Here is a 17,582-nt window from a genome sequence, read left to right on the forward strand (position 1 = left end):
TGAAAAGGCGTGGATGCATTCTCTGGAAAAGGTTATGCTGGCAGAGGAAGTGCCTGCGGCAAATCCGATTCAGTGTGGAAACTATAGGGATTTATCGCTGTTCGGTGCCAAGGAGTATGCACGGGAGGTTTTAGAAAAATTGCAGAGAAAATACCTTTAATAAGGAAGTCATAGGCGTCAACTTAACCCATAATTTGTCATCCTGAGCGGAGTAAAACGGAGTCGAAGGATCTTTAAGCTAGATGATATATTCTGATAATCAAAAGTAATCTTGCTTATGTTCTATAAGATTCTTCGCTAACGCTCAGAATGACATGCTTCTAAGGTTTATTTGAAAATAATTGGATTAAGTTGACGCCTATGATAAGGAAGTAAACTGATTGGCAACAGGAGGAAACATGGTGAACTTGCAAGGTAAATATGAAAAATTGAAGAAAATCATTAAGGAATTAGATAGTGCTGCCGTTGCCTTTTCTGGAGGTGTAGACAGTACGTTTTTGCTAAAGGTGGCCCAGGATGTTTTAGGAGACAAGGTAGTCGCAGTAACCGCCCGTTCCTCTACCTATCCGGAAAGAGAGTTTAGAGAGGCTAAAAGATTTGCCAATGATATAAATGTAAAGCATGTTGTAATCGTTTCTGAAGAACTGGAGATAGAAGGATTTTCAAAAAATCCGACCAATCGATGCTATTATTGTAAGCATGAACTGTTTTCTAAAATACAAGAGGTGGCAGAGGTTCATGGGTTAAAAGCAGTAATGGATGGATCGAATTATGATGATTTGGGAGACTACCGTCCCGGTATGCGGGCTGCAAAAGAATTAAAGGTAATAAGCCCGCTAAAGGAAGCTGAATTAACCAAGGATGAGATTCGAGCATTGTCTAAGGAAATGGGGCTGCCCACCTGGAATAAGCCGGCCTTTGCCTGTTTATCCTCCAGATTTCCCTATGGTCAGGAAATTACTCCGGAAAAGTTAAAAATGGTTGAACAGGCAGAACAGTTTTTGCTGGATATAGGCTTTCGGCAAATCCGGGTGAGGCATCATGGGGATATGGCCAGAATCGAAGTTGAGAAGCAGGAGCGGGAAAAATTCTTTAACCTGGACCTGCTGGATCAAATAGGAGAGAGGCTGCGGGAATTTGGATTTTCTTATGTGACAATCGATGTATTAGGCTATAGAACGGGAAGTATGAATGAAGTATTAACGGAAACTGAGAAGCTGTAAGGATGGCAGAACCATATTAAAGAATACGACAGATATTGCCCAGGCAAAGTCTTTAATGCTAAATATATAGGGTTATAAAGAATACCTACATCTCCACATAAACCTTCGAGGAGCATGTAGGTATTTTGATTAGAGTACGATGTCTTCTAATTTTTCCAGCTCATAGGGAGTTTCCTGATAAACAAAGTAGTTTAACCAGTTGGAGAACAATAAGTTTGCGTGACTTCGCCATTTTACTATAGGCACTTTATTCGGGTCATCCTCCGGATAATAGTTTTTAGGAATGGCTATCGGAAGGCCTTTAGCCACATCCCGGTCATATTCTGACTTTAACGTCAGCGGATCATATTCTGAATGACCCGTTACGTAGATTTGTCTTCCATTCTTAGCTGCTACAATATAGATGCCCGATTCTTCTGATTGGGACAATATTTCAATATCTTGTATCTTTAGGATATCCTCCTTTCGGATTTCCGTGTGGCGGGAGTGAGGTGCATAAAAGACATCATCAAAGCCCCTCAGCAGTTTATTTGTCTTTTGATTGACGGTATGGGGAAATACACCGAAGACCTTATGATCCACAGGGTATTTGGGAATACCGTAATGGTAATAGAGGCCTGCCTGTGCAGCCCAGCAAATATGCAGGGTGGAGTAAACATTATGCTTGCTCCATTCCATTACTTTTTTCAGCTCTTCCCAATAGGTAACTTCTTCAAAATCCAGATGCTCTACGGGTGCTCCCGTGATGATTAGACCGTCAAACCGATCCTGCTCGATATCCTCAAAGGTATTGTAAAACTTTGTCAAGTGTTCCTCGGGAGTATTTTTACAGGTATGGCTCTTTGGGTGCAGCAATGTGATATCTACCTGCAAGGGAGAATTGCCCAGCAACCGCAAGATTTGAATTTCTGTAGCAATTTTAGTAGGCATTAAGTTTAATATGGCTATTTTTAGAGGACGAATATCCTGATGGCAGGCCCGGGTATCTGTCATGATAAATACATTTTCATTGGTAAGAATTTCAGCGGCCGGAAGGGTATCCGGTATATTTATTGGCATAAGACCTCTCCTTTACAAACATAATGTAAAATGAAACTATTTCACTGCCTTCTGAAGGGCTTGATCTAAATCGTAAATCAGATCATCCGCATCCTCTAAACCAATGGATAAACGGATCATGTCGGGAGTCACACCGGCAGCCCGTTGTTCTTTCTCCGTAAGCTGGGCGTGGGTTGTGCTGGCTGGATGAATAACAAGAGATTTGGCATCGGCTACGTTGGCCAGCAGGGAGAAAATTTCTAAATGCTCAATAAACTTCTTGCCAACCTCAGTTCCTCCTTGAATGCCGAAGGTAAATATGGAACCGCTGCCATTGGCGAAATACTTCTGAGCCAGGTCGTAATATTTACTGCCGGGAAGGCTAGGATAATTCACCCAGGAAACAGCAGGATGGTTTTGAAGAAAATCTGTAATCTTTTTTGTATTGGATATATGCCTTTCCAATCTTAAAGATAAGGTCTCCAATCCTTGCAGAAGCAAGAAAGCGTTAAAAGGACTGATGCAGGCACCTGTATCTCTCAGCAGCTGAACCCGGGCTTTTATAATATAGGCGGCAGGACCAAAGGTCTCCGCATACTTTATGCCGTTATAGCTTGGATCTGGCTCTGTTAACCATGGGAATCTCCCGCTTTGAACCCAGTCGAATTTGCCGGAGTCTACAATGATGCCTCCAATAGAAGTACCATGCCCGCCAATGAATTTGGTAGCAGAGTGAACCACGATGTCTGCCCCGAACTCAATGGGCCTAAACAAATAAGGAGTACCAAAGGTGTTATCTACAATCAAGGGAACACCTGCTTCGTGAGCGATAGCTGCAACAGCTTCTACGTCGATCAGGTTGATTCCAGGATTGCCGATACTTTCAATGTAGACGGCTTTTGTTTTATCAGTAATCGCTTTACGGAAATTTTCCGGATCATCAGGATTTACAAAGACTGTATGAATGCCCAGTCTGGGAAGGGTACTTGAAAACAGATTGTATGTACCGCCGTAGAGGGTGCTTGCAGATACGATCTCGTCCCCCGCTCCTGCAATATTCAATATTGCATAGGTGATGGCAGCTGAACCGGATGCAGCAGCTAGAGCGCCAACGCCTCCCTCTAAGGCAGCAATTCTTTGCTCAAATACATCTGTAGTAGGATTCATAATTCTGGTATAGATATTTCCAAATTCTTTTAATGCAAATAGGTTTGCTGCATGATCTGTGTTATTAAACACATAGGATGTAGTTTGATAAATAGGTACGGCCCGCGACCCTGTTGAAGAATCTGGCTTCTGCCCTCCATGTACCTGCAAGGTATCAAATTTTAATTTTCTTTCACTCATTTTCATCTCTCCTCTTTAACTTTATAAATTTTATTTTGTTATCTGTAAAACATGATAAAATGAATTAAAAGTGCCTCTTTTAAGATAAAAGAGGCATTTGAATCACATCCTCTCATATCTCTCAGTATTTTCATACTGCAGGAATTGGCACCGCTGCTTAATAAAAAGCCGGTTGCCGGGTTTCATAGGGCCAGACCCTCCACCTCTCTGGATATGAGCAAATTATTCTGTTTTTTGAATATTATAGTTTATTCACAAATATCGATCCATACAGCACCGGTGAGCTCCACTATTTCCGTTGGTGTGATTTCCAATGCTGCATACTTTGAACCGGCAGCAGGATACACGGTCTCAAATTGCCGAATGGATTGATCAATGTAAATTTCCAAAGGGGTTTTTAGCCCAAAGGGACACACACCACCTACAGGATGCCCTGTAACTGCTTCGACTTCTTCAAAGGTTAACATCTTTGCCTTTGTTTTAAAATGCTGCTTATATTTTTTATTGTCTATCTTTGCATCTCCTTTAGCTACAATGAGAATATCTTTTTCTTTGAGCCGAAAAGCTAAGGTTTTTGCAATGCGTCCCGGTTCTACACCAATGGCGCTGGCGGCTAAATCAACCGTGGCAGAGCTGGTGGATAATTCAAATACCGGATCTGCCAATCCTTTCTCTGTAAAAAAGCTTCTAACATCTTCAACAGCCATTTCTACGATACACCTCCAGATTCTATTTGTCAGGCAACAGAAAATGAATAAAAATAAAACCTCTTTCTCAGGGAAAGAGGCATCATGCAAATGTGCGCTCTCTCATCTGCCGATACAAGTGTACCGTAGGAATTGGCACCGCTGCTTAATAAAAAGCCGGTTGCCGGGTTTCATAGGGCCAGTCCCTCCACCTCTCTGGATGAGAAATCTCTCAATATTTCCTTTGTATGGGTTATCATTAATAGTTAGTATAATCGGAGAAAAAAAGATTGTCAATACATTTTTTTGAATATTTTTTCTTGTTGGAAAGTATTTAATCGATGACATAGATTGAAGGATGATTTTTAAATTTGATGAAGGAAATTTGTAAAGAAATAAGAATATTATGGATAATATTTATGATGGGAATAAGTAATTTTTTTTACTTCAATACTAGGAACATTTTGGGCTATATAGGCATCACTTATGTAGTAAGAATTTCAGCAATTTTGGGAGTGTATTTATTGTGATCAATCATATACTGATAATCTGTAGTATTGCGGTTGTTGGAATAAGTATGGCAGCAATGCTTATATGGGAGATCAAAAGGGTAAGGAGAAAAAACAAAGTTATGATGGAGTCGGTCAGAACCTTTAATATTCAGCTGGCTTTTTCATCTGTCAACATGGTTTTCGCCATTGTTTTTGCCCGTTTCTGGTATGGTTGTTTCCAAGAAGTCTATAAGCAGCTTAAGCCGCAAGATTTAAAAATGTTTTTACAGCTATTCAATGATCGGTATTTAGACCATATGGGACAGTATTGTTATGAGCGGGAAATGCTGCTGGAGCTTTTAACCGTACAAACTTATAGAAATATTGGAACGACAAATTTAATGAATATGTCAGTAACCTTGTCTGCAGCAGTAAGTGGTATCTATTCTTTTCTTAGAAGGAATCAAATATGTGGAGACGGTATCTATGCTCGAGGGGCTGTCATACCATGGGAGTGTATCAGCGCATTTGAGTGGGGACGTTTTTGGGAGAGACGGGAGTTTCAGTTTTTAAAACCCTATCATGAATTGAAAATACATTATCACCAACACAAAAGGCTATGGTCAAAGGGAAAAAATGTGAAATAGACTTATGCATTAGATTAGAGAATAAGAATGATTTGACGCATTTACTCAATAGGGTTGTCGCACTTAATCAATCTGTAGGACTTGAAAAAATAATATAATTAAAGAGGGGAGCTAAGCGCATGTATTTTAAGAAAATGGTTGGCAGGAAGTGTTATCTGTCTCCCATAGATACAGAGGATTATTTAAAATATACAGCATGGGTGAATGATATGGAGGTTTCCATAGGGATGCTGTTTTCTTCCAGCCAGATCACTGCGGATACTGAAAAAAGTATCATGGAAAGATTGTCGAAAACCAATTATAATTTTGCCATTGTTGACTTGGAAAAGAATGAATTATTGGGGAATGTCGGATTTCCGTCGATAGACACAGTCAACGGTATAGCAGAGGTGGGAATTTTCATCGGCAATAAGGACTATTGGGGTAAAGGCTATGGTACAGAGGCTATGCAATTAATACTGGACTTTGGGTTTAACATTTTAAATTTACATAGTATCTATTTAAAGGTGTTTGCATATAATAAGCCGGCTATTGAATGCTACAAAAAAGCTGGCTTTAAAGAGGTAGGGCGATTGAGGGAGGCAAAGCAGATCGCCGGCCGGAGATACGATGAAATCTATATGGATATATTGGCAAGGGAATTTACTTCAGTTTATGTAGGCAGCTTGGTGAATAATAGAGTGAAAGAAAAGGAATCGTAAGAAGGACTTTATCTAGTAGAATCTATGTTTATGGCAGAATTAAAGAATCCATTTTGACATCGGGACATGATTTAGATTAGACGGTGATGCCATTGAAATATGAATAAGCAGTATGCAATCGTCAGAAATATGGTCATTGAGAAAATTGACTTATTGAGAATATCCGATGGGGCATACCGGGGAGAATTCAGCTATAGCAAGTCCACTTATGCCGTAAAGGTTACAGTTGAGAATCATAAAATTAAAAATATAGAAGTGCTTCAAAACGGAACCAGTGAATATGCAAAAAAAGCAGAGGGAGTACTAAGAAAGGTGATTGACGAACAGTCTCTGCAGGTGGATGTGGTTTCCGGGTCTACCACCACCAGCAAGTCACTGCTAAAAGCTACCGAAAATGCCTTGAAGAAGGGTTTAAAATGAAAGTAGCTGTAAGACAATCAGGAAGGAGAGCAACATGATTAAAAGGTTTATTATACAGCTGGCAGCAAGTATTGTACTGGGTATGGCTTCGATCGCAGTTGGCATCCTGCATTTTGATCCTATGTTTTGGATAACGGTTTTTATTCTGTACAATGTTTGTGAAATCGCAGCATGGAATAAAGAAAAAAACAAATAAGGATTATAAGCGTTTAATTGAAAAGAAAATGATTATTGAAGTGAATCGGAGACGAACTTAGATATACTGGGGGCGAAGAAATTGGACACAGATTTTACAATTACGTTAGAAGAGCAGGAAAAGATTTTGAGGACCTACTTCAAAGAAGGGTTAGAGGGACCCTTACATGGGTTTCCCAGCAAAGAAAGAAGAAAAATAATTATTTTAAAGCATATTATGAAAGGCTTTAAAAGCAACCAACGGTATACAGAAAAAGAAGTCAACGAAATACTAAAGCAAGTCTTTCAAGACTACGTCATGCTTCGGCGATATTTAGTCGATTATGGTTTTATGGAAAGAACAGAGGATGGATTGACTTATTGGGTAAAGGATGGTAAGCAACTTTAAGTTTTGTTGAGAAAATAACAAGTAATGCCATGGAATACAAGCCTCCTGCTTAGGTGCAGGAGGTTTTGCACTGCAAGAAGATCACAGATCGGCTCCAGGCTAGCAATCAATACCTTCCCGACTCAAAACCCCCTGATGATAATAGTGTTTGATTTCTTTCATTTCTGTCACTAAATCTGCTAATTCCATTACCTCTTCAGGGGCATAGCGTCCCGTCAGCACCATTTCTGTTTCATAGGGCTTATCCTTCATAAACTGAATGAGGTCTTCCAGGGATAATAGGTTATAATAGTATGCAATCATGATTTCATCCAGAATGACAAGATCATATTTTTTGCTGATCAATATTTGACGGATTTCCTCAAGGCCCTTCCGAGCAGCCCAAATATCCTCCTGATCTGGATTTTTTGTGATAAAGCAGCCATGACCGTACAAAGTGATATCGATAAAGCTATTTAGGTATCGTAAAGACTTCCATTCACTATATTCCATGGATTTTACAAATTGGGCAATAAAAACCTTCTTGCCTGCTCCAGCAGCCCTCAGTGCTAAACCAAGAGCAGCTGTAGTTTTCCCTTTTCCATCGCCGGTATACACATGAATATAACCCCGATTCATGTTCAATCCTCCTTATTTTTTTGGTTGAGTCAGTTTTAATCCTCAATTCTATCTTACCCTATTGGGGACATAAAAACGACTGCCACAAAAAGAAATGATGATGCAATCTGTTTTTATAAGGAACTATGAAAAGTGTTTAAATCTGCTATAAAGGTTTTTGAAGATTAATCGATAGAAAATTCAAATTATTGCAGGAAACGACAAAAAAATATAGAATATGACAAACATAAAACATTGATGGAGCTGCTGAGCATGAGAATAAAATTCAAAACTGCAATGATCGTTTTGTTACTGCTGTTCTCCCTTGGTCCAGTGTCCATCTTAGGATATTTGACCTACCAGAACTCAAAACAAATACTGCTCAACGAAATCTCAAGTTCTATTTTAAAAACCATGGATAATGCAAAAGATTACTTTATTGACAGCTATATTGGCGAAGTAGAGAATGCATTGTACCTACTTTCAAAGGATAAAAGCTTAAAAGAAGTACTCACCAATCCTACGGTCATAGAAAAACCCCTTCAATTATGGGACGCATATCGGGAAATGGAGGCAAATATCTGGTATATTTACATGGGGACAGAAGATAGAAACATATATGTTTCACCGGAATGGACTCCGCCAGAAGGGTATGATCCTCGGGTGAGGCCTTGGTACCAAGCGGCTCTAAAGCATCCCGGCAGAATTGTGTGGAGTGAGCCCTATTTAGAATATATTTCTCATAAGATCGTTGTAACAGTTTCAACGACGATTGAAAATGAAGAGGGGTTAGTGGGTGTTCTGGCAATCGACACAGCATCTGACCGATTATCTGATATTATTAACAGCATTAAATTTGGGGATGAAGGCTATGCCATTCTGATTGATCATGAGGGTAATGTCATTGCCCATAAGGATAGCAGCTTTTTAGGAAAAACTATAAAAAATGATCCATGGTTTGCGTCAGTCCGCAAAGATGCTGCAGGGATATTTACGACTAGGATGACTGGAAAGGATACATTTGTCGCGTATACGACGGTGTCGGAGACCGGCTGGAAACTGGTAAGCTTCATCCCAAACAGCTCTCTGGAAACCGAAATAAAGCCGATATGGGATAGAACTGCCAATATTTTGGTATTCACCTTTTTATTTTCTATTTTTATCTGTATGCTAATATCAGACTGGTTTTCTGCGAGGATACAAAATCTGTTATTTCTCATGGAAGAGGTAGAGAATGAAAATTTTCGTGCCAGATATGATGAACGGGTAACCGTAAATGAGTTTATCATGATTCGGGATAAATTCAACAAAATGGTTTCTACAATCGAAAATTTAATCAATGAAAGAAACCGGGCAGAAAGCCAACTAAAATACATGAGTTTACACGATGCCCTGACAGACACCTATAACAGACATTATTTTGAGACAGCGCTTAGACGTATTGAAGAGCAACAGCTTGAGTCAGTAGGAATCATCGTTTGTGATATCGATGGATTAAAGCTGATCAACGATACTTTAGGCCACCACGTGGGAGACCAAATGCTTATTGAAGCTGTAAAAATCATTAAGCACTGCATTCCGCCCAATGCAGTGCTATCTCGTATAGGCGGGGATGAATTTGCAGTCATCGTCTATGATGCCACAGAGGACAGCCTCAAAAATATTGCGGGGGAAATCCGTAGTTTATCCGAGACGGTAACAGTAGCCGACAACAAAATTACGCTAAGCATATCTATTGGATATGATATGAGAAAAGAAAGTTTTATGAGTATTGATGAGGTGTTTAAACAAGCGGATAATAATATGTATAAGGAAAAACTGCATCAGAGTCAAAGCAATCGGAGCGCTATTGTAAAAACACTGATGCAAGCCCTAGAGGAACGGGATTATATTACAGAAGGTCATGTAGATCGTGTACAAAATCTCATTGAGGCTTTAGGGGGAAAAGTAGGATTAGATGCTAAGGTTATTTCCGAGCTCCGTCTTTTTGCCCAGTTTCATGATATCGGTAAAGTGGGAATACCCGATAGAATATTGTTTAAGCCCGGCAAGCTAACTTCAGAGGAAATGAATGAAATGAAGCGGCACAGTGAGATAGGATACCGAATCGCACTATCTTCCCCTGACTTTCATCATATTGCCGATTGGATTCTAAAGCATCATGAATGGTGGAATGGAGAAGGTTATCCAATTGGATTAAAAAATGAAGAGATTCCATTAGCCTGCAGAATATTATCGATCGTAGATGCCTATGATGCAATGACCAGTGACCGTCCCTATAGAAAGGCTATGTCTCATGATGAAGCAGTGGATGAGTTGAAAAGAGAATCGGGTATAAAATTTGATCCGGATTTGCTGGAAAAATTTTTAGAGTTGATTGCATATAAATAATAACCTATGTAGAGAAATGGGAATAAAAAACTACCATTTGATAGTTTTTTATTCCCATTTTACAAGCCATAATCCAGCAATGAAGAAAAATAATCCCATTAACAGGAGCATGAACAGGGGGCCTTGAATGGTGTGAAAACTGCCGCCGTAATGGATTGCCGACTCAATGGAGTGTATGGCCCAGTATTGGGGTGTCAGTTTTGCTAAAAATAGGAGTATCTTTGATTGTACAAAGTCTAAAGGCCAAAAAGTACCTCCCAGCATTGCTGTGCAAACTGTAATAATCGGGGTTGTTGCATGCAATTGGGCTGGAGTCCTTACTACGCCGGAGAGTGCTAACCCCATACAGGATATGGCGAAAACATAAGCCGCAACAAGGGCTATGGTCAAAGGTAGAGCATTGCCCCAGTTTACATCAAAGAAATAGATGCCAAAGATCATAAGCACGAGAATCTGTATAAATCCCAGGATAAAGGATGCCAGTAGATTTCCGCCTAGAATCTCCCATTTCTTCAAAGGGAACACCAATAAACGCTGCCATGTGCCTTGCTGCTTTTCTGTCAAAATATCCCCCACTGCAAAAATGATGGTATACATCACAAAGAAGAGTGCGAAGCCTACAGAAGAATGGGTCATCATCTGGCGCTTAACAGTAACAGGATTGTTTAATCGCGTCATAGAGATGGAAACCGGAGGGCTTGGGAACCACTTGCTGATTGCATTATCGTAGGCATGCTCCCAAATCTCTTTGGAATCTATAGATTCAGCTTTGTTCTGTTGTATGAAGGTTAATGCCGCATCGGCTATATGGATATTTCCGTGAATATATGCCAATGTAGACCGAATATCATTCATCAGGGTCAGCAGCTCAGCGGTTTCATAGACTTGCTGTACTTGAATTTTTGGGGTCTGACCGGAACGAATGGCTGATTCTAATCCCTGTGCAAGGGTAAAAGCCCCTATTACCTTTCTTTGCTTTACCATTAAGGAAGCCTTCTGCGGCGAAGCTGTGAATACCTTATAGGTTGAATTTGCGGAAAACTGAGCAATCAATTTTTCTGAATAGGTGCTCTGGTCCAGATCTACGAAAGCTACAGGAATGCTGACACGGCCGGAATGCATATTTCCCATGAAAAACGTAAATCCCAGGGGAAGGAGCAGCATAATCACAAAGAGCCCCGGCTCTCGAATGAATTTTAGGATTTTTATAGCTGAAATATAAAATATTTTTCTCATATCGTCACTCCTCTGCAGGTCGGAATACAGCAGCTCCAACCATTAAGCATAAAACACCGAATCCTAAGAGCATATAAATGCTTGACAGGATTTCATGAAAGGGGCTTCCTTCCATTACGAGGATAAAAGCCTTGAGGGCTTGCCCGTTAGGCGTAAGCTGGCCAATATCCTGTAAAAACTTAGGCATGATATAGATCGGCATAAAGCTTCCGCCCAGCAGACTGAATAAATTGATTACAAGGCTCTGAAAAACCATGGCCCCCTTTTCTGTTTTTACGAGGGAACAGAGCAGTACAGAAAGACCGGCCACGGCAAAGCAGACACTAAAGGCAATAATGGCGAAAGACAGCCAGTGTTTATTCCAAGGTATTGAAAAAGCAAAGAAGGTGTAAAGAAATAGAATCAAAATCTGTGTAAAGCTGAGTACAAGGGTAAATAGAAATTTCCCTGTTAAAATTTCCAACCTGTTTCCCCCAGATACAAATGTACGGGACAGGGTGAGGTGAGTCCTTTCAGATATCATATTTTCTAATCCGTAACCCGCAGAAAAGAGAATAAACATTACCGTCATAGCAATCGTATAATACTCCATTGAGGATATTAAGGAACGCCCTTTCTCTGTGATGTGTTGAAAATTCACATCGCTGAAGGTTTGCTGACTCATTGGCTTAACATGCTCCTGCAGATCCAGTGCATTGGGGGTACCTATCCCCTGACGTACACTTTCTTCCATTAGCACGGTCAAGCCGATTCTGGGGATAGAAAGACTATTGCTAAGACCGGAAAATATAGTGTAGAGAATCGTCTTTCTAAGTTCGCTGTCGGTATGGAGGAGTATTTTTATCTCTGTTTTTTCCCAAGAATATAATCTGCTGTGAAACGGTCGGGCAGACGGATAAGGGCGGCCACCTCTTTTTTTTCCAGACTTTGTTGTGCACTGTCCATGTCGAGAATCCTATAGTCAATGATTTTTTTCAAAGCCTCTGATTCCAAAAACTCTTCAATCACTACTTTTTCTAAATCTAATTCTTCAACAGACTGCGTGATCTGTCTTTGCTGTTCTTCTGAAAGAAGCTGCAGAGGCAGTGTATCAGAAGGCTTTCCAAACACGACGGCTATTGGTATTTTATCAAGCATATAAACGCCATCGTCATCAAAAACACCTGAAAGTGAGAAACCTAAAACAGTGGTTAAAAGCATCGGCATCAATAATAGAATCGCTAAGGCCTTCCGGTCCCGAAATATGATTTTTAAGTCTTTTACAGCAATAATGACAGCATGCATAGGATATCCCCCTAGTCTCTGAGGGCTCTTCCTGTCAAATGCAGAAAGACGCTCTCCAGATTTGGCTGATGGAACTGTATGGATGTGATCTGTGTGCCGCCATTGCTGAGGGCAGCCACTAAGTCCTTGAGGATTTTCCGAGTATCACAGCCGGAGACCGATAATATGCCATCTTCGTAAGTAAATATACCTGTACCAATAATCTGACCCAGTGTATCCAGCTGCCTATCCTGCAGATTAGCAATAGAAATAGTCAATTGGTCTCCCTGACCTACAGTGCTTTTTAAAGTTTCCTGGGTTCCCTCTGCAATCAATTTTCCATGATCCATAATGGCGATATGGGTGCAGAGAAACTCCACTTCCTCCATATAGTGACTGGTGTATATGACGGTAATCCCTTGCTGATTGAGTTTTTTTACCGTTTCCAGTATATGATTTCGAGACTGGGGATCAATTCCTACAGTAGGTTCGTCAAGAATTAATAGTTCCGGACCATTCATTAATCCTACAGCAATATTAATTCTTCTCTTCATCCCCCCAGAGAAGCTTTCTATACGATCCTTGGCTCTTTCTCTTAAGCCTACTACTTCCAATACCTGATCTATTTTAGCATTTAATTGTTTTCCATGGATACCGGTCATTCTTCCAAAAAACTTTAAATTTTCATAGGCGGTTAGCGTTGGGTATAAAGCGATATCCTGGGGAACGAGACCGATTTGCTTGCGGACGAGAGCCGGGTCTTTAATTACGCTGTAGCCGCCTACCATAAGTTCGCCGGAGGTAGGTCTGATCAAAGTACTCACCATAGAAATGGTAGTAGATTTACCTGCACCGTTGGGGCCCAGAAGGCCATAAATTTCTCCTCTAGGAATTTGTAGAGTTATTCCATCTACAGCTGTAACCGTTTTGTATTTTTTGGTAATATTATGGATTTCTACCATAGTCATAAGCTTACTCCTTTCCTGCCTTTAGATCTTTAATATAACTTTCAAAGATTTTAGGAAGGTTTTGTTCTAATTCTCTGATGGGAAAACTGTTGGATCGGTTCAGGGAGGGCATCTCTATATGGACTGGCTTGTTAATATCCCATCGCTTGAGAGAAAATTGATAATTGACTTGAAGGAAATTGTCAGTATGGGTAGGAATTTTCATTACATGAGACATGTTTTCTTCAATTATATAAAGATCCTTATCGTAGGCTCCTGAATAGGTAAAATCCCTTATTTCAATGGTGTCCATAGCAGCTTTTGCCTGCAGAATAAACGCATCATACCGGGCAGCCAGTTCTCTGTCAGAAATAGATTGATCTTTATGCATGGACCTAAAGGACTCGATCATTGCATTTCGGAACTCTGCATTTGTGGAGATTAAATGAAAGACATTTGTCATGAGTGCTTTGACTTCCTGCTCCTGAAGAGAAAGACTAAATTCCGTAGCTTTTACCGTCCCCTCGTAGGTTTCTACGGTTTTAATGCCTGTTTTGGAGATGTTATTTTTGTTTACCGTGGTATTCCACAGGGCTGCGATTTCTTCTCCCAGGCGAGGGTCACCCTCTGGCAGATCAATATTTTCAAGGTCTTTAAGCACTTTCTGGGGGATAATCATATACTTAGAGAATACGGGCATTAGCAATACTACCTGTTCTGGATTACTGTAGATTTTTACATCAAAGCCCATATTTTTTAAGTCAATGTGCCCGTCTAAATATAATAAGCTGTTTGCAACATCGGATTTTACTAAAAAAGAGCCCTTCATGCTGCTGAACATATCCAAATCCTTTTTTGCCTCTTCACTGAGTCCTGCTCCCTCTAGATCCAGTGATAAATCAAAGGTTGCCAGGGAGCTGCTTTGTTGAATCTTATCTGTGTTTTCCTGAGCCTGCAGGTATTGTTTATAGATGTTGCCTTCCATACATCCTGAAAGGAAAAGTAGCGTAATGCCAATGCATAAGGTGAATATTACCATTGGCTTATTTTTCATATAAATACCTCCTTGCTTACATTTTATATTCTAATTATAAGAGAAAAGCCATTGGCTTATATATGCAGTTCGTCATGAAATCCATAAAAAAACCTATGACATTTGTCATAGGAGAGGGGTGTATATACATTTGCTTCATAGATAAATGTTTCTAGAACAAGTTATAAGTGTAGGGAACGACCCCTGTGTCGTTCCGCGTATTAATCTATACAATACCTGGCGCTACAATAATACACTTCATAAAACTTTATGGTATAAGATGATTCCGAATAGCGAAGATGGCTAATTGGGTGCGATCCCGTAAATCCAGTTTTTCAAGGATATGGGTAACATGATTGCGAACAGTGCCTTCACTGAGATAAAGGGCCGATGCAATTTCCTTATTGTTCTTGCCATCACCAATGAGTGTCAATATCTCAATTTCTCTTTCCGTAAGGAGATTCATTCGGGGGTCCTTTTCTTTGGGCACCGGAGAAAGTCTGGAAAATTCTTCAATGACCTTGGACGCAATGGAAGGCTGCAAAATAGAACCTCCCTGATAGACTGTACGTACTGCCTCCAGGATTTTTTCAGGAGGACTTTCCTTTAATAAATAGCCGCAAGCCCCTTTTTTTAAGGCATCGAATATAAATTCTTTATCGTGGAAGGTGGTTAAAATAATAATTCGTGTACCGGGAAAAAGTGCAGAAATTTTTTCAGTGGCTTCTACTCCATTCATAATGGGCATTTTTATATCCATCAGGATTACATCGGGACACTGCCAATGGCATAAGGAAAGGGCTTCCTGACCATTGGAGGCAACAGCAGTCACTTCAATATCCTCTTCTAAATCCAGTATCATTTTTAATCCCTGGGTCAGTATTTTTTGATCATCTACAATAAGGGTTTTAATTTTTGGCATAGTAGTCACCTCTTTCTTTAGAATCGGCATGGGAAGAGGATAATGGCACCTCTGCTTTGATATGAAATCCAGAAGTCAGGAAAAAGCTGATTTTGCCCCCTAAGTTCCCCAAACGCATTCGCATGCCTTGAAGGCCATTTCCCTCCTGAAATGCTTCCGACGCAGTTCCGTTGTCCCGAATCTCTAAAAACAGAGTTTTTTTACGGACCTCTATACCGATGAATATTTCTGTGGCATTGCTGTGTTTTGCCGTATTGGTAAGGGCTTCCTGAATAATTCTATACGCTGCTTCCGCTACAACACGGGGTAGCTGGATTTGAGAAGGATTTATAGATAAATGAATTTTTAAACCAGTTTGCAGCTCAAAGTGTTGAACCATTTCCCCAATACGGTGGATAGCATGCATCTGTGGGGGGAAGTCCTCCTTTAAAGCATCTACAGCTTTTCTTAGATCAGTTAAAGCCTGCCGGGCAGTATCTGTAGCGTGCTGCAGCAGCTCTTCCACTTTTGTGAGGTCCTTATGGAGCAGTCTTTTAGACATTTCCAACGCCATGATCAATCCAGTCATACGATGACCTACTCCATCGTGAATCTCCATTGCAATACGGTTCCGTTCCTCTATAATTGTCAATTCTCTTAGCTTTGATCCGTAGCTTCTTAGCTCCTCATAGAGACCTTTGATTTTTTCCCGCTCCTCTGCCTGGTGCTTTGCATAATTGATAATAATAATTGACAGTAAAGCGGTAAAAAAGCTGAAAATAGCCAGGGACAAATTGGCTGGGCTGAAATGGATCTGCAGCAGTTTATAAAATTTTACCATTGATAAAACAAAAGTAATGGCGTTGATGAGGGTTCCTTTTATCCTGGGAAGCTGGATGCCTGTGGAAAACAAAAGAATGAAATAAACAAAATGCATATAATAATTCAATAGAAATTTGGATTGAGATTCTATAATGAAAAGGAGGAGTATATCTACCAGAAAAAAAAGCGGATAAAATTTTGAAGACTTTATACCTTTACACTCTTTCCCATGGATAGAGACAATCAAAAGTATAAAGAGCGACAGCAGCATTTTCAAGCGCTGGGGCCTGGGTGATTCCAGGCTGAGGGCCAGTCCAAGAGCTAGAAGTATTGTAATTAGGCGCAGTAATAGGAATATGTATTTTGTAGAAGTTTTCACTGGCTCTCCCTCCCTTCTTTTGCTATTCTTATTATATAGAATTTAGATTGAAAATGGGAGTAAAATATATTTAGTATATTTAGACTTTAAACAAGGAGATAAAATATGAGTGCAAAAATAAACCTATTTGGGAATAGAAATTTTGATTACGAGGAGGATGAGTATGACCGCTTAAAAAACAGCAGTCGGAGAATGCAGAAAGCAAGCGTGTTTACCAATAAGGTAACCCGTAAGAAACTCGAATTCGATTATGAGGAAGACAGCTATGAACCAGAAAAGGGAAAGTAGGGGGTAGCGGATCAGGCAAAGGTGTGTTTTATGGAACAAATTACCTGTATAAGAGAGGTTGACGCTAGATATAATATGTGATATATTGTGTATCTGTCTTTAATAAAGACGAAAGGGGAGTACCCCTAGGAATTGGAAATAAAATAATGTTGACAAGAAGAGAAAAATAAGATATAATTACTCTTACCTCAAGCGACAGTTGATGACAATTAGCTGATAGAAAGTGGCTTGACAAAAGGGAAAAAAATGTGTATCATCATAAGAGTCAGTGTAAGTGGCTGAAGATGAAAACGTTGCCAAATTGGTCTTTGAAAACTAAACAGTGTAAGAATTAAAGCCAGCATAAATTAAGGTTGAAGGAGAAAGGTTGAAGGAGAAATGTTATTAAGGAAAGCCTCTGGGGGTTAAAACCCAAGAGAGTGACCCGAAAACATTCAACCTACAACATTCAACATACAACCACCCAGAAATTTTTATTTGAGAGTTTGATCCTGGCTCAGGATGAACGCTGGCGGCGTGCCTAACACATGCAAGTCGAGCGGTCTAGTGCTCAACTGAACTTCGTTCAGTTGAGGTTGAAGGAGAAATG

Annotated in this window: 20 protein-coding genes, 1 rRNA gene and 2 riboswitches; of the genes, 10 read left to right on the forward strand and 11 right to left on the reverse strand. The window is 40.1% G+C overall.

Translation table 11 applies throughout. From position 1 onward, the window contains the following. Positions 1–13 precede the first annotated feature (13 nt). On the forward strand, positions 14–160 hold the full coding sequence (locus BUB56_RS20310) for an S-ribosylhomocysteine lyase (protein WP_334292843.1): 147 nt from the start codon (positions 14–16) through the stop codon (positions 158–160). Positions 161–398: 238 nt separating this feature from the next. Next, on the forward strand, positions 399–1,223 hold the full coding sequence (gene larE / locus BUB56_RS17505; RefSeq protein ID WP_334292842.1) for an ATP-dependent sacrificial sulfur transferase LarE: 825 nt from the start codon (positions 399–401) through the stop codon (positions 1,221–1,223). Between the two features lie 129 nt (positions 1,224–1,352). Here the strand turns inward: larE and metA are convergent, their stop codons facing one another. The 3 genes from metA to BUB56_RS17520 all read right to left on the reverse strand — a co-directional run bounded on the left by metA (position 1,353) and on the right by BUB56_RS17520 (position 4,315). Then, a complete protein-coding gene (gene metA, locus BUB56_RS17510) occupies positions 1,353–2,282 on the reverse strand; it encodes a homoserine O-acetyltransferase MetA (protein WP_110942554.1) in 930 nt (309 codons plus the stop codon). Between the two features lie 36 nt (positions 2,283–2,318). Next, positions 2,319–3,608: a homocysteine synthase gene (locus BUB56_RS17515; protein WP_110942555.1), complete on the reverse strand. Its 1,290-nt coding sequence runs from the start codon at positions 3,606–3,608 to the stop codon at positions 2,319–2,321. Positions 3,609–3,719: 111 nt separating this feature from the next. Next, positions 3,720–3,826: riboswitch (SAM riboswitch) on the reverse strand. Between the two features lie 30 nt (positions 3,827–3,856). Beyond that, the gene (locus BUB56_RS17520; RefSeq protein ID WP_110942556.1) at positions 3,857–4,315 is read right to left on the reverse strand and encodes a YbaK/EbsC family protein; all 459 of its coding nucleotides are present in this window, start codon (positions 4,313–4,315) and stop codon (positions 3,857–3,859) included. A gap of 99 nt (positions 4,316–4,414) precedes the next feature. Continuing rightward, positions 4,415–4,521, reverse strand: a riboswitch (SAM riboswitch). A 299-nt stretch (positions 4,522–4,820) separates the two neighbouring features. Here BUB56_RS17520 and BUB56_RS17525 point away from each other — a divergent pair. The 5 genes from BUB56_RS17525 to BUB56_RS17540 all read left to right on the forward strand — a co-directional run bounded on the left by BUB56_RS17525 (position 4,821) and on the right by BUB56_RS17540 (position 7,136). Beyond that, entirely contained in the window at positions 4,821–5,432 is a 612-nt protein-coding gene (locus tag BUB56_RS17525) for a hypothetical protein (RefSeq protein WP_110942557.1), read from the forward strand. Positions 5,433–5,551: 119 nt separating this feature from the next. Next, entirely contained in the window at positions 5,552–6,133 is a 582-nt protein-coding gene (locus BUB56_RS17530) for a GNAT family N-acetyltransferase (RefSeq protein WP_110942558.1), read from the forward strand. A gap of 99 nt (positions 6,134–6,232) precedes the next feature. After that, positions 6,233–6,553: an FMN-binding protein gene (locus tag BUB56_RS17535; protein ID WP_110942559.1), complete on the forward strand. Its 321-nt coding sequence runs from the start codon at positions 6,233–6,235 to the stop codon at positions 6,551–6,553. 34 nt (positions 6,554–6,587) lie between these two features. Further along, entirely contained in the window at positions 6,588–6,749 is a 162-nt protein-coding gene (locus BUB56_RS19570; RefSeq protein ID WP_190014699.1) for a hypothetical protein, read from the forward strand. Positions 6,750–6,830: 81 nt separating this feature from the next. Continuing rightward, positions 6,831–7,136, forward strand: coding sequence for a DUF2087 domain-containing protein (locus BUB56_RS17540; RefSeq protein WP_207650462.1), 306 nt, complete (start codon positions 6,831–6,833; stop codon positions 7,134–7,136). 99 nt (positions 7,137–7,235) lie between these two features. On the opposite strand, the gene cobO is transcribed toward BUB56_RS17540, so the two are convergent. Continuing rightward, positions 7,236–7,754, reverse strand: a complete 519-nt coding sequence (gene cobO, locus BUB56_RS17545; protein WP_110942561.1) for a cob(I)yrinic acid a,c-diamide adenosyltransferase — start codon at positions 7,752–7,754, stop codon at positions 7,236–7,238. Positions 7,755–8,006: 252 nt separating this feature from the next. Between cobO and BUB56_RS17550 the strand changes: the two genes are divergently transcribed. Next, on the forward strand, positions 8,007–10,124 hold the full coding sequence (locus tag BUB56_RS17550) for an HD domain-containing phosphohydrolase (protein WP_190014708.1): 2,118 nt from the start codon (positions 8,007–8,009) through the stop codon (positions 10,122–10,124). Positions 10,125–10,172: 48 nt separating this feature from the next. Here BUB56_RS17550 and BUB56_RS17555 read toward each other — a convergent pair whose 3' ends face one another. The 7 genes from BUB56_RS17555 to BUB56_RS17585 all read right to left on the reverse strand — a co-directional run bounded on the left by BUB56_RS17555 (position 10,173) and on the right by BUB56_RS17585 (position 16,705). Further along, entirely contained in the window at positions 10,173–11,360 is a 1,188-nt protein-coding gene (locus tag BUB56_RS17555; RefSeq protein ID WP_110942563.1) for an ABC transporter permease, read from the reverse strand. Positions 11,361–11,364: 4 nt separating this feature from the next. Then, entirely contained in the window at positions 11,365–12,093 is a 729-nt protein-coding gene (locus BUB56_RS17560; RefSeq protein WP_110942564.1) for an ABC transporter permease, read from the reverse strand. A gap of 107 nt (positions 12,094–12,200) precedes the next feature. Continuing rightward, complete coding sequence (locus BUB56_RS17565) at positions 12,201–12,644, reverse strand: hypothetical protein (RefSeq protein WP_110942565.1); 444 nt, start codon at positions 12,642–12,644, stop codon at positions 12,201–12,203. A gap of 11 nt (positions 12,645–12,655) precedes the next feature. Next, positions 12,656–13,591: an ABC transporter ATP-binding protein gene (locus tag BUB56_RS17570; RefSeq protein ID WP_242946426.1), complete on the reverse strand. Its 936-nt coding sequence runs from the start codon at positions 13,589–13,591 to the stop codon at positions 12,656–12,658. A gap of 4 nt (positions 13,592–13,595) precedes the next feature. Next, positions 13,596–14,624 carry a hypothetical protein gene (locus BUB56_RS17575; RefSeq protein ID WP_110942566.1) on the reverse strand — a complete coding sequence of 343 codons (1,029 nt, stop codon included), beginning with the start codon at positions 14,622–14,624 and terminating at the stop codon, positions 13,596–13,598. A gap of 247 nt (positions 14,625–14,871) precedes the next feature. Continuing rightward, positions 14,872–15,525 carry a response regulator gene (locus BUB56_RS17580; RefSeq protein WP_110942567.1) on the reverse strand — a complete coding sequence of 218 codons (654 nt, stop codon included), beginning with the start codon at positions 15,523–15,525 and terminating at the stop codon, positions 14,872–14,874. Next, entirely contained in the window at positions 15,512–16,705 is a 1,194-nt protein-coding gene (locus BUB56_RS17585) for a sensor histidine kinase (RefSeq protein ID WP_110942568.1), read from the reverse strand. The genes BUB56_RS17580 and BUB56_RS17585 overlap by 14 nt, the downstream gene beginning before the upstream one ends. Positions 16,706–16,810: 105 nt before the next feature. Between BUB56_RS17585 and BUB56_RS17590 the strand changes: the two genes are divergently transcribed. After that, positions 16,811–16,993 carry a hypothetical protein gene (locus tag BUB56_RS17590; protein ID WP_110942569.1) on the forward strand — a complete coding sequence of 61 codons (183 nt, stop codon included), beginning with the start codon at positions 16,811–16,813 and terminating at the stop codon, positions 16,991–16,993. A 473-nt stretch (positions 16,994–17,466) separates the two neighbouring features. Continuing rightward, positions 17,467–17,582, forward strand: a 16S ribosomal RNA gene (locus BUB56_RS17595); the annotation flags it as partial.

The organism is Geosporobacter subterraneus DSM 17957, assembly GCF_900142145.1.
In the GTDB taxonomy this organism is placed as follows: domain Bacteria; phylum Bacillota; class Clostridia; order Peptostreptococcales; family Thermotaleaceae; genus Geosporobacter; species Geosporobacter subterraneus.

What these genes read in the sequence shown, in the direction of transcription:
- BUB56_RS17590 (WP_110942569.1), top strand. Translation starts at nt 16,811, where the DNA reads ATGAGTGCAAAAATAAACCTATTTGGGAATAGAAATTTTGATTACGAG.
- BUB56_RS17555 (WP_110942563.1), bottom strand. Translation starts at nt 11,360, where the DNA reads ATGAGAAAAATATTTTATATTTCAGCTATAAAAATCCTAAAATTCATT.
- BUB56_RS20310 (WP_334292843.1), top strand. Translation starts at nt 14, where the DNA reads ATGCATTCTCTGGAAAAGGTTATGCTGGCAGAGGAAGTGCCTGCGGCA.
- BUB56_RS19570 (WP_190014699.1), top strand. Translation starts at nt 6,588, where the DNA reads ATGATTAAAAGGTTTATTATACAGCTGGCAGCAAGTATTGTACTGGGT.
- BUB56_RS17575 (WP_110942566.1), bottom strand. Translation starts at nt 14,624, where the DNA reads ATGAAAAATAAGCCAATGGTAATATTCACCTTATGCATTGGCATTACG.
- BUB56_RS17515 (WP_110942555.1), bottom strand. Translation starts at nt 3,608, where the DNA reads ATGAGTGAAAGAAAATTAAAATTTGATACCTTGCAGGTACATGGAGGG.
- BUB56_RS17530 (WP_110942558.1), top strand. Translation starts at nt 5,552, where the DNA reads ATGTATTTTAAGAAAATGGTTGGCAGGAAGTGTTATCTGTCTCCCATA.
- BUB56_RS17580 (WP_110942567.1), bottom strand. Translation starts at nt 15,525, where the DNA reads ATGCCAAAAATTAAAACCCTTATTGTAGATGATCAAAAAATACTGACC.
- metA (WP_110942554.1), bottom strand. Translation starts at nt 2,282, where the DNA reads ATGCCAATAAATATACCGGATACCCTTCCGGCCGCTGAAATTCTTACC.
- BUB56_RS17550 (WP_190014708.1), top strand. Translation starts at nt 8,007, where the DNA reads ATGAGAATAAAATTCAAAACTGCAATGATCGTTTTGTTACTGCTGTTC.
- BUB56_RS17535 (WP_110942559.1), top strand. Translation starts at nt 6,233, where the DNA reads ATGAATAAGCAGTATGCAATCGTCAGAAATATGGTCATTGAGAAAATT.
- BUB56_RS17570 (WP_242946426.1), bottom strand. Translation starts at nt 13,591, where the DNA reads ATGACTATGGTAGAAATCCATAATATTACCAAAAAATACAAAACGGTT.
- BUB56_RS17560 (WP_110942564.1), bottom strand. Translation starts at nt 12,093, where the DNA reads ATGGAAGAAAGTGTACGTCAGGGGATAGGTACCCCCAATGCACTGGAT.
- BUB56_RS17565 (WP_110942565.1), bottom strand. Translation starts at nt 12,644, where the DNA reads ATGCATGCTGTCATTATTGCTGTAAAAGACTTAAAAATCATATTTCGG.
- cobO (WP_110942561.1), bottom strand. Translation starts at nt 7,754, where the DNA reads ATGAATCGGGGTTATATTCATGTGTATACCGGCGATGGAAAAGGGAAA.
- BUB56_RS17520 (WP_110942556.1), bottom strand. Translation starts at nt 4,315, where the DNA reads ATGGCTGTTGAAGATGTTAGAAGCTTTTTTACAGAGAAAGGATTGGCA.
- larE (WP_334292842.1), top strand. Translation starts at nt 399, where the DNA reads ATGGTGAACTTGCAAGGTAAATATGAAAAATTGAAGAAAATCATTAAG.